Origin of the sequence: Nodosilinea sp. LEGE 07088 (genome assembly GCF_015207395.1) — a bacterium.
Taxonomy (GTDB): Bacteria; Cyanobacteriota; Cyanobacteriia; order Phormidesmidales; family Phormidesmidaceae; genus Nodosilinea.
Window position 1 is genome coordinate 17380 of the sequence record NZ_JADEWX010000068.1, and the last position, 10842, is coordinate 28221.

A 10842-nucleotide genomic window follows, 5' to 3' on the forward strand; every position below is an offset into this window, starting at 1 on the left:
TGCTATAGCTCTATTGTTCCAAAACTATTGGTCTTGACTGTGACAGGCCATACACTTATGTCTTTAGGCAATGACTTAAGGATGCAGAAAATTTATCGATCGATAGATTTGATGTATCGGATTGTTTTCTCCTCATCTCTGTCTTAATCTAAAAACTAAGCTCCATGCTTTTCATGGTTTCTTCGCGGATGCACTCAAAGACCTGGCGATGTAGCGTGACAAACTCCGTTGACAGCGTGTCATCAAAATGGCGAGGGCGGCGCAGATCAATGGGCAGCTCGGCCTTGATATGGCCTGGCTGTACCCCCATAATGCAGATGCGATCGCCCAGAAAAATCGCCTCTTCAATGTCGTGGGTGACAAAAATTACCGTGGTTTTCAAATCTTCCCAGATATCCAGCAGCAGCTCCTGCATCAGGTGACGGGTTTGGGCATCGAGGGCGGCAAAGGGCTCATCCATTAGCAGTACCGATGGCGAATTCACCAGCGCCCGTACAATACTGGCCCGCTGCTGCATGCCCCCTGAGAGCTGGTGCGGATAGCGGTTGCGGTACTTATACAGCCCCACCCGATTGAGGTAGTCGTTCACCAGTTCAGTACGCTCAGCCCTGGGCATGCCGCGAATTTTTAGCCCCAGCTCAATATTTTGAAACGCCGTCTTCCAGGGCAGCAGCGAGTACTGCTGAAACACAAAACCGCGATCGGCCCCAGGGCGCGTAATCGGGCTCTGATCGACCATCACATACCCCGCCGTCGGCTTAATAAAGCCAGCCACCACATTGAGCAGGGTCGACTTACCGCAGCCTGAAGGCCCCAGCAAGCAGACAAACTCGCCGGGGTTAACCCCCAGCTGAATTGAGTCCAGCACATGGGTTTCATGGCTTCGATTGCGAAAGGTAACCGATAGCCCTTCTACTTGAACGGCTCCTTTTATGGTCTGTCGCTCTTCTAACTGCGTCATCATCACGTCGCTTTTCCTAGCTTGCATGCTGTTAAGAGATATCCGGCTAATGGTCAAAATCTAAGACACTGAAATCGCCGACTCTCTATGCAGTACCCTGCTTCTTAATGACGCGCCAGGGCATCAGCAATTCCATAGCGCGGCTCACGACCCAAGAGCTAAAGGCACCCATGAGACCAATCATCAACATCCCCATCACAATCGGGGGGTAGTTAGACGTGACGTAAGATTCCCAAGTGATATAGCCAACCCCATAGCGCCCGGCCAAAATTTCGGCGGTGACCAGACAAAACCAGGCGTTTCCCATACCAATGACCAACCCATTGGCAATACTGGGCAATGAACCGGGTACCACAATGTCTTTGAAGATATGCCAGGGTTTTGCCCCTAAACACTGCCCGACTCGAATTAAGACAGTATCGCTGAGGGTGCTCTCGACCCCATTGATCGTGCTAATCAGCACCGGGAAAAATGCCCCCACAAAGGTGATATAAATCATCCCGCTCTCAGCATTGGGGAACATCAAAATTGCCAGAGGAATCCAGGCGACGGCAGGAATCGGTCGCAGCAGTTCGAGGGGTGGCAGCAGCAGGTCTTCAGCTACCGCGAACCAGCCAATCACAACGCCCAGCAGCACCCCTATACCCGAAGCCACCGCATAGCCCCATAGCACCCGATTAATGCTAGAGCGAAAATGCACCCAGGGATCTTCGGTAAAAAAGGTCAGCGTGGCTTTTAGCACCTCCACAGGCGATGGCACAAACTGAAAATTGATAAAAAAGTCAAAACTAATCTCGCAGAGAATCTGCCAGATGCCAAAAAACAGCACTAGAGACAGCAACCGCCGGGCCGAACGATTCGAAAAAAATAAGCTACTCAATCCATCGGCCATCTGCCCTAGCCAGCGCGGATACCCTGATCGTGGAACCGAAACTGCCATGGTGCGCCTCTCAATCACATCAATACTTGTTGGTTGACAGCCACAGTAGGGCAAGCAGATCTCACCATTCTGTTCTCTATGACCTGTATTAGGCACCCCGAAGTGCAGCGGCAGGCCATGCTTTAAGACAAACTGAGGCAGTGTAGGACTGCTTGCCCATGGCTATCGACTCGAACTCAACTCCTAACGCTGTACTGCCCCGACTAAAACTGGCTGGCGATTGGCATAGAGGTCTTGCAACCCCCTAAATGCCGTCATCTGGCCACCATTGGAAGAAGCGTAGGCCTGGGCGTCAGACTCCAGTAAGAAGGCCGTGACCTGATCGCCATTGCTGACAAAATAGGCGTTTTCTGCAAACAGCTTCCAACCGTTGTTGAAGTCATGAACAAACATGACATCGGCGGCCTTACCTTCGGCCTGAAGCGCAGAAAGCGCTTTGACCATGTTTGCGATCGAGGCATAGTTGGTCACTTCCTCATCGTCCTGCACCCAAAGCTGAGCCGCCAGTTTTGGATCTTCAATGGCTTCGCCAGTTAGGGCATCTTCACCAGTAATCTGATAGGCTTCTGCGGTGGCAATGACCTCGTCATAGTCGAGCCCCATTTCCTCCATAGCTGTCAACAAGTAGCTTTCATCAATCCAGTTGACGACTTCTTCGGGGTCAACGGGCTTCTCAATTTTGCCGAGGCTGGTTAGGGTCGCAATACTGTTCTTGAGTGCACTGATCTGTACCTCACGAATGGTGGGGTCAAGGGGCTGTAACCCAGAGGGGCCTAAGAACATATAGACCACTTCTTTTTCGATACCCGACCATTCTTCAATTTGGGCCGAGATACCTTCGGGATCGGCTTGAAATGTCTGGTTAGCCTCAAGTACGGCCTTCAGGTAAGCCACCACAATTTCAGGATATTCTTCGGCAAAGTCAGACCGTACCGTAATACCGTGGAGGGTAGGAACACCGGTTTGAGCACCGTCAAAAATCTTTTTAGCAAACCCGCGGAAGGGAAATAATTCACCAAAGGGGACAAAGTCAGCGTGGGCGTCAATTTGCCCGGTGCGGAGGCTCGACCCACCCACCTCTGGGGCCTGACTAATCAGATTCACATCGGTTTCTGGGTCTAAGCCGGCGTCGGCAAGCGCCTTGAGCACCATGCCATGGGCTGCAGAGCCAAACGGAACCGAAACGGTGCCCCCTTTGAGGTCAGCTAAAGAGGTGACATCGCTATCTTTGGGCACGACTACGGCGTTACCGGCACCGTTGGGGCTGTAGGCCAAGGTGCCAATGAAGATAGAGTCAGCATCTTCAGCTTCTTGCTGAAACTTAATCAAATTAATGACGGCAGGGAAATCGCCCATGAGGCCAATATCGATTTGATCGGCCAGCATTTTGTTAGTAATTGGGGGGCCTGAGGTGTAGCTAGACCATTGAATATCGTACTCTACTCCCTCATACTTACCGTCGGTTGGCAAATACTTTTCTAAAAGCTCTAGTTCTCGCACTGTGGCACCGCCAACAGCAGTATTGATTACCTGATCCTGGGTGCCAATAGCGATTCGAATCACCTCACCAGAATTGCTCCCCGAGCTTGTAGGTTCTCCATCAGAGCTGGCCTGATCAGTGGAGCAAGCACCCATGAAAAGAACAGATGTTACTAATAACCCTGAGGCTATTTTCTTTCGAGACCAACCTAGGAAGTAGCGCATATTTTTACCTGCATCAACTCATCCGATGCCCATTTATTCCACTAAGGTTAGATAGAGACTGTAAACCGAGATACATCTCGAATAGGGCAGTTATTTTATCCAAAAAATAATTTTATAGGTCTATATAAATTACTTATAAAGTTATAAGAAGATCCAGATCATGCTGATTTACCCAACAATCACCTTGCGGATAGCAGGGGAGAGAGCTCAAGAAGCACTCCAGAAGTTAGCGACATCGTGGTGACAACCTCATGGCTAAGATGCGATTGCCCTACCTCTCGAGGTTGTCGGTTTGAGTACCCGGGCCTTAACCGTTTAAGCTGAGCAGGCTGCTGTTGGGATGACTCCAGAGTATGGCCCCAGCGGGTGACGCTAGAATTAAAGCCCCGAACAGATTTATCTGCTATGACACTACCTGCTGTGCTGCCAGTACCCCAATTTTTTGACCCCAACCGTGTCGGGGAGGTGTGGCGGGTGCCCTATCAACAGCGGGCTGCTGAGGCCAAAGCCTGGGCCTTAGACCACCGCCTGACCCCTGCATCCACCGATCGCCAGCGCCTCTGTCTACTGCTGATCGATGTGCAAAATACGTTCTGCATTCCCGACTTTGAGCTGTTTGTCGGCGGGCGATCGGGGCAGGGGGCCGTGGAGGATAATCGCCGCTTGGCTGAGTTTATCTACCGCAATCTGGGCCGCATTACCACTATCACCGCCACCCTCGACACCCATACGGTGATGCAGGTGTTTCACGCCGAGTTTTGGGTCGATGCCGAGGGCCATAACCCACCGCCAATGACCCTGATTCACTACGACGAGGTGGTACAGGGCAAGTGGCGGGTGAACCCTGCGGTTGCTCTCAATCTCTCCCCTTCCCGAGACCTGCAAGCCTACGGTCTGCACTACACCAAAACTTTAGATAATCGGGGTAAGTACCCCCTCACCATCTGGCCCTACCACTCTATGCTGGGGGGCATTGGCCATGCCCTGGTGCCTGCGATCGAAGAGGCCTGCTTTTTTCACACCCTGGCCCGCCAGAGTCAGACCCGCTTTGAAGTCAAGGGCAGCCATCCCCTCACCGAAAACTACTCGGTCCTCAGCCCCGAGGTGACTGAGGATGACCAGGGCCGGGCGATCGCCCCCAAAAACACCCCCCTGATCCAAACCCTGCTGGAGTTTGACGCCGTGATTGTTGCTGGCCAGGCCAAGAGTCACTGTGTCGCCTGGACGGTGGCCGATCTGCTCAGCGACATTCAAGCCACCGACCCGGCTCTGGCCCAGAAAGTCTATCTGCTCGACGACTGCACCTCGCCAGTGGTTGTTCCTGGGGTGGTCGATTTCACCGACCCAGCCGAAGCGACCTATGCCCAATTTGCCACGGCGGGCATGCACCGGGTGCAGTCCACTACGCCCTTAGTCGAGTGGCCAGGGCTAGGCTAAAAATGACGATATCCCAACTCTTGTCAACCGGGGCAAGCAGACCTACAGCACTGGCGTCACCCTCATTCAGCAGGCGATGGCGAAACTCGAAAAAACTCTGTGCCGGTTGCCAAGTCTAGAGAAGTGACTCGTCTCTGCTGCTGGGGACATTTCGCTGTCCCCAGACCCCAGCTGCGCGCGTCCTCCGGCCTACGAGAAGGACGTTCCGTCGTCCTTCACCTCACGGAAAGGATTGGCCAGCCATCGGTTTAAACCGTTGTGTTGCGAATCAACCTGGTTTTCTCTACAGTTGGCTGAAACAAATCAGCTAGCCTCGCGTTGAGATTGTCCTAAGGAACAGTCGCTGTTAAGCAAAGCATTGGCAAGCAAAGCCTGCGAAGACCTGTAGGTTGAGGGACGCGGTAGCAGACCCCATCAAGCCTCAGAATATTGATTAGCGTTGGGTTTCACTTCGTTTCATCAACCCTACATCTCAGGAGCAGGCGGTTGAATGACGAGCCAGTTGAATAGCTCACTGACGGTGAGGTGAACGTTAGCCGCAAACGCAGGCGTTGGTATGCGATCGCCGGCTTGATCGAAAATCTTGACCTGCTCAGGCGGCAGGTAGACCAACACCGTTCGTTCATCGGGGTCAATCAGCCATCCCAGTTGAGAGCCATGCTTCAAGCCGTGCAAAATAGTCTTGGTAACTCGGGTTTGGCTCTGGTTGGGAGATAAAATCTCAATCGCCCAGTCGGGATGGGTTTCAATCGCATTGGCGATTTCACCACTGGCATCACAGGGAATGAGCGACCCGGTAAACACGCTGATATCGGGAACGATGGAGCGACAGCCAAAGGTGCAGCGTAGCTCTGAAAAAGCCCAGGCTATCTGCTCTGGCTGTAGAGCGGCATTCAGAACCGCAGAAAGCCGTGTTTGCAGCAGACTGTGCTTTCCCCTGGGCATCGGTTTCTGAATGATTTGGCCATCGATATACTCGCTGGCAGGCTTGGTCTCTGGCCGTTGCAGAAACGCTTCTAGGGTTAAGGGCTGCGAGGGTGACTGAACCATTCAGAATCACCGGCAAATAATACAACCAGTCGGTCATCTGATTTTAAGGTAAGCCGAGGCGATCGCACTGTGCCAGAAGACTCACCATCCTGTAGTTCAGCTTAGCCATAGGTTGGGTTACGCTATCACTAACCCAACGCAACCGTTGCTAGTGTTGGGTTTCGCCACCTCTGAAGCCTGCATGGTGAAATCCCTGGGAGCGATCGTCAGCGATAGGATCGCAGTCTTCTCTCCCCCAAGGGAATACTGCTAAAGAGAGCATTGTCAAGCACTCTGGCCAGTTCCAATAGAGTAGGACTTGGGGCCAATCAATTAGAATGGGGTTACTCAAACGTCAGGTTTGGCTGAATTTTTTGACCCTGCTGCCAGCCACCGGGCTGACAATGTTGACTATTGCTGTGGCCTTTCTACGGTTCTACGATGAACAAGACTTCGGATTCCTCGAACTCGTTAGCCAGCCCAGAATCTGGAGCAACCGACTCACTGTGGCAGCCCTCGTGGTGGCACTGGTTAATTTCAGCGTTGAGTGGAACCGTCGAAACCGAGAAACAAACCGCCTGGCTGAGGAAGAGCAACGAAAGACTGAGGAAGAGCAACGAAGCGCTGAAGAAGAGCGGCAACGACTTGAGGAGCGAGAACGAGCGACTCGCAGAGCTGCAATCCAAAATCGATGGATCCTTCTCCAAACACGGCATCAACTTACCCCGACCGAATCAACCCGAGCAGCGTTAGAGGATTTTCTCCTATTCTTGCAGGAGTACGGAGAATAAAGCAGCCTTCTATGACGACCACTGTCAATACCATTGCGACTGAGCTGGGCCTCCGCCCGGCCCAGATCGACGCTACCCTGGCGCTATTTGCTGAGGGGGCTACGGTGCCCTTTGTGGCTCGCTATCGCAAAGAGCGCACGGGCAATTTAGACGAGGTGCAGCTGCGCCAGATTGCCGAGCGTTACCAATACCTGAGCGAGCTGGAAGACCGTCGGCAGACGGTGCTGAGCGAGATCGAGTCTCAGGGCAAGCTGACGCCAGACCTCAAAACCGCCATTCTCGCCTGTCAGCAAAAGACGGAGCTGGAGGATCTCTACCTGCCCTACCGACCCAAGCGCCGCACCCGCGCCACCATGGCCAGGGAGAAGGGGCTGGAGCCCCTGGCCCAACAGCTTGAGGTCTTCAACCAGACGGCTAAACGGGCTGATTTGCGGCAGGCCGCTCAATCTTTTGTGAACCCTGAGCAGGGCGTGCAGACGGTTGACGAGGCTCTGCAAGGGGCGGCGGATATTTTGGCGGAGCAGGTGGCAGAGCAGGCCGATCTGCGCCGGTATGTGCGCGATCGCATTCTCAGCCAGGGCCAGTTCACCGCCAGCGTCAAAAAAGGCCACCCCGAGGGCAGCACCAAGTACGAGATGTATCGGTCGTACCAATCCCCGGTGCGATCGATCGCCTCCCACAATCTGCTGGCGCTGCTACGGGGCGATCGCGAGGGCATTCTCAAAGTCGGTCTGGAGGTCGAGCCCGAGCCGATTTTGCACAGCCTCGAAAAGCGGATCGTCAAAACTCCAGTTCCCGAGATCCGCCAGTTCTATCGCGATCTGATTCAGGATGCCTATAGCCGCTTGATGAAGCCCTCCCTGACCAGCGATGTGATGGCCGAGAAAAAAGCCTGGGCCGATCAGGTGTCGATTCAGACCTTTGAGGCCAACTTAAAGAACCTCTTGCTGTCACCCCCGGCGGGCATGAAACCCACCCTGGGCGTCGATCCCGGCTTTCGCACCGGGTGCAAGGTGGCGGCGGTGGATAGCACCGGCAAGTTTTTGCAGTACCAGGCGGTGTTTCCCCACCAGTCGGCCCGGCAGCGGCAGCAGGCGGCAGAGACCCTGGCGGGGATGATTCGCAAACATAAAATTGAGCTGATTGCGATCGGCAACGGCACCGCTAGCCGCGAGACCGACGCCTTTGTGGCAGAAGTCCTAAAACCCTTGTCGAACCCGCCTGTGAAAGTGCTGGTGAATGAGTCGGGCGCGTCGATCTATTCGGCCAGTGAGGTGGCGGCGGCAGAGTTCCCTGACCTGGATGTGACCGTGCGGGGGGCGATCAGCATTGCCCGGCGACTGCAAGACCCCCTGGCGGAGCTGGTAAAAATTGACCCCAAATCCATCGGTGTGGGCCAGTACCAACACGATGTCGATCAAAAGCGGCTGAAGCAAAAGCTCGACGAGACCATCGAGAGCTGCGTCAACTACGTGGGTGTAGATCTCAACATGGCCTCCCGCGAGCTGTTAACCTACGTGTCAGGCATTTCCCCGGCGGTGGCCAACAACATTGTGGAGTTTCGCGATGCCCACGGGGCCTTTCAGTCCCGCCGAGAACTGCTGAAGGTAAAAAAGCTGGGGCCAAAGGCCTTTGAGCAGGCGGCGGGGTTCCTGCGCATTCGCAATGGCAAAAACCCGCTGGACAATACAGCGGTACACCCAGAGAGCTATGGAATCGTGGATGCGATCGCCGCCGATCTCGCCATTCCCCTGGCCAAAATTCCCCAGGCCTCTGACCGCCTCAAGCGTTTGGAGATCAAAAAATACACCACTGCCGCCGCTGGCGAACTCACCCTGCGCGACATTCTCCAGGAGCTGGAGAAGCCCGGACGCGACCCCCGTGAGCAATTCACCTATGCCCACTTTCAGGAGGGCATCACCGAAATCACCGACCTGAAGCCAGGCATGACCCTGGAGGGGGTCGTCACCAACGTCACCAACTTTGGCGCGTTTGTGGATGTGGGCGTTCACCAGGACGGGCTGGTGCATATTTCGCAGATGGCCGATCGCTTCGTCAGCGACCCCAACGACATTGTTAAAGTAGGCCAGGTGGTGAAGGTGCAGGTGATGAGCGTCGAGACCAAGCTCAAGCGCATTGGCCTATCGATGAAGCTGGGGCAGTAGGGTTTCTTGCTTTTGAACAGACACGCCGTCCCCTCCGCGGAGGGGTGCCCGGCGGGCGGGGTGGGTCAAACCGTCAACAGAGTGCGCAAACGGTTGATCGCGGCGGCCAGCTCCAGGCCGCGAAAGCTGACCAGATCGCCCATGGGCCATTCGGTAAGACTGTCTAATCCGTACTGTTCTATATCGGCCATCACTGCCTCAATTACGTCGGGCAGCGGGGTGGTGAGAGTCATGCGATAGCGCTGGGCATAGACGATCGCCGCGGCGATCGCCCGCACCTGTCCCGGTTCTACCAACTGCTCCACCGCCGATAGATCGATCGCCTCAGTGCCAAGCTGGAGCTGATCGACATCCCGGACTCGCAGCTTAACGCTATGGCGGCCTTGACTGGGGTCAATGCTGTCGGGCTGAACAATGCGGGGGGTGAGGGAACCAAAGTGAGCACCGCCCTCGCGATCGCGCTCCGTCCGCCACTCCACCGCAATGGCCTTTGCCTGCTCGGTCACATCTCGGGGCGCAAACTCATCCATGGCAATCACGGTGTCGGCCACGTCAAAATAGTCGCCGCTGCCCCCCATCACCAGCACCGTAGAGATGCCGTAGTCGGTGTAAAGCTGGCGCACCTTGTCGATGAAGGGGGTAATCGGCTCGCGATCCTTGGCGATCAGGGCCTGCATGCGGCGATCGCGAATCATAAAATTCGTCGCTGAGGTGTCTTCATCCACCAGCAGCACCGTCGCCCCCGCCTCGATCGCCTCGATAATATTCGCCGCCTGGGAGGTGCTGCCACTGGCGTTGGGGGTAGAGAAGGAGCGGGTCGATTGGCCCTGGGGCAAACTGCCAATAAACGGCGAAATATCTACCCCGGCAATGCTGCGGCCATCCTCGGCCCGCACCTTGACCGCCGCCGGCATCGTCACCACCTGGTGCCGCCCGTCATCGGGGATGTGGTTGTAGACCCCCGCCTCGATCGCCCGCAGCAGAGTCGATTTGCCGTGGTAGCCGCCCCCCACAATCAGGGTAATGCCCTGGGGAATGCCCATGCCCGTCACCGCTCCAGCGTGGGGGCAGGTGAGCGTGACCCGCAGCGAGGCTGGAGATTGAAAGGGTATGGCCTGATCCGCAAGCGGCTGCTCATCCACGCCGCTGCGCCGGGGCAAAATTGCGCCATCGGCCACAAAGGCCACCAGGTTGTGGTCGGTGAGCTGCGATCGCAGCGCCTCAGCATCTTCCACCGCATCGACATGTCGCTGAATCTCAGCCCCATCCAGGGCCACGTAGACCAGGGTTTTCGCCACCAGCTCCGGCACCGCTTCACACAACAATTCCGCCGCCTGCCGCCCCGCAATCCGCCGCCCAAAGGCCGGTAACCCCACGGTAAAGCGTAGTTCCACCGCCTCAGAGGTTACCCTGGCTGCACTGCGGTTGAGCACCGCCTGGCTGGGCCGCACAATGTCGATTTGCCCACTCTTACCCGAACCAGACCGCTGCGCTTGCCCCCGCGTCGCCCGATAAAACTCACGCGTCAAGTAGTCTGCCAGTGCGATCGCCCGACAGGGCATAGTCCAGAGCGACTGAGGGAACGCTGCGATCGGTTGCGGCACCACCACCCGCACCCGGCTCGGAGCCGCAAACGGGTCACCCTGCACATGGTCAATGTGCAGCCCAAAATCCCCAAAGTCGTATTCACCCTTAATGGACTTATACGCCCCGTAGCCCTGCCCATCAAGCCGATAGAGCTGGTCGTAGAGCGTCTCTTGTGTAGCCATAATGTGCCGTTAGCTCCCCCTCTCCCTAGCTCCCCCTCTCCCTAGC

At 55.7% G+C, this 10842-nt stretch carries 8 protein-coding genes; 3 read left to right on the forward strand and 5 right to left on the reverse strand.

What is annotated here, in order from left to right; genetic code table 11:
• Positions 1 to 148: 148 nt before the first annotated feature.
• The 3 genes from IQ254_RS15870 to IQ254_RS15880 form a co-directional block, all read right to left on the reverse strand.
• A complete protein-coding gene (locus tag IQ254_RS15870; protein WP_193967135.1) occupies positions 149 to 964 on the reverse strand; it encodes an ABC transporter ATP-binding protein in 816 nt (271 codons plus the stop codon).
• Between the two features lie 82 nt (positions 965 to 1046).
• A complete protein-coding gene (locus IQ254_RS15875) occupies positions 1047 to 1853 on the reverse strand; it encodes an ABC transporter permease (protein WP_278000336.1) in 807 nt (268 codons plus the stop codon).
• 231 nt (positions 1854 to 2084) lie between these two features.
• Positions 2085 to 3464: an ABC transporter substrate-binding protein gene (locus IQ254_RS15880; protein ID WP_313887471.1), complete on the reverse strand. Its 1380-nt coding sequence runs from the start codon at positions 3462 to 3464 to the stop codon at positions 2085 to 2087.
• 546 nt (positions 3465 to 4010) lie between these two features.
• Here IQ254_RS15880 and IQ254_RS15885 point away from each other — a divergent pair.
• The gene (locus IQ254_RS15885) at positions 4011 to 5042 is read left to right on the forward strand and encodes an isochorismatase (RefSeq protein WP_193967138.1); all 1032 of its coding nucleotides are present in this window, start codon (positions 4011 to 4013) and stop codon (positions 5040 to 5042) included.
• Positions 5043 to 5507: 465 nt separating this feature from the next.
• Here IQ254_RS15885 and IQ254_RS15890 read toward each other — a convergent pair whose 3' ends face one another.
• Entirely contained in the window at positions 5508 to 6092 is a 585-nt protein-coding gene (locus IQ254_RS15890; RefSeq protein ID WP_193967139.1) for a Uma2 family endonuclease, read from the reverse strand.
• 317 nt (positions 6093 to 6409) lie between these two features.
• On the opposite strand from IQ254_RS15890, the gene IQ254_RS15895 reads away from it, so the two are divergent.
• Together IQ254_RS15895 and IQ254_RS15900 are read left to right on the forward strand one after the other, a co-directional pair.
• Positions 6410 to 6862, forward strand: a complete 453-nt coding sequence (locus tag IQ254_RS15895) for a hypothetical protein (protein WP_278000335.1) — start codon at positions 6410 to 6412, stop codon at positions 6860 to 6862.
• 11 nt (positions 6863 to 6873) lie between these two features.
• The gene (locus tag IQ254_RS15900) at positions 6874 to 9027 is read left to right on the forward strand and encodes a Tex family protein (RefSeq protein ID WP_193967141.1); all 2154 of its coding nucleotides are present in this window, start codon (positions 6874 to 6876) and stop codon (positions 9025 to 9027) included.
• Positions 9028 to 9092: 65 nt separating this feature from the next.
• On the opposite strand, the gene IQ254_RS15905 is transcribed toward IQ254_RS15900, so the two are convergent.
• The gene (locus IQ254_RS15905; protein ID WP_193967142.1) at positions 9093 to 10796 is read right to left on the reverse strand and encodes an ABC-ATPase domain-containing protein; all 1704 of its coding nucleotides are present in this window, start codon (positions 10794 to 10796) and stop codon (positions 9093 to 9095) included.
• Positions 10797 to 10842 lie beyond the last annotated feature (46 nt).

Excerpts from the sequence above, each read along its gene's own strand:
- IQ254_RS15875 (WP_278000336.1), bottom strand. The coding sequence starts at position 1,853 with ATGGCCGATGGATTGAGTAGCTTATTTTTTTCGAATCGTTCGGCCCGG.
- IQ254_RS15870 (WP_193967135.1), bottom strand. The coding sequence starts at position 964 with ATGATGACGCAGTTAGAAGAGCGACAGACCATAAAAGGAGCCGTTCAA.
- IQ254_RS15900 (WP_193967141.1), top strand. The coding sequence starts at position 6,874 with ATGACGACCACTGTCAATACCATTGCGACTGAGCTGGGCCTCCGCCCG.
- IQ254_RS15885 (WP_193967138.1), top strand. The coding sequence starts at position 4,011 with ATGACACTACCTGCTGTGCTGCCAGTACCCCAATTTTTTGACCCCAAC.
- IQ254_RS15895 (WP_278000335.1), top strand. The coding sequence starts at position 6,410 with ATGGGGTTACTCAAACGTCAGGTTTGGCTGAATTTTTTGACCCTGCTG.
- IQ254_RS15905 (WP_193967142.1), bottom strand. The coding sequence starts at position 10,796 with ATGGCTACACAAGAGACGCTCTACGACCAGCTCTATCGGCTTGATGGG.
- IQ254_RS15890 (WP_193967139.1), bottom strand. The coding sequence starts at position 6,092 with ATGGTTCAGTCACCCTCGCAGCCCTTAACCCTAGAAGCGTTTCTGCAA.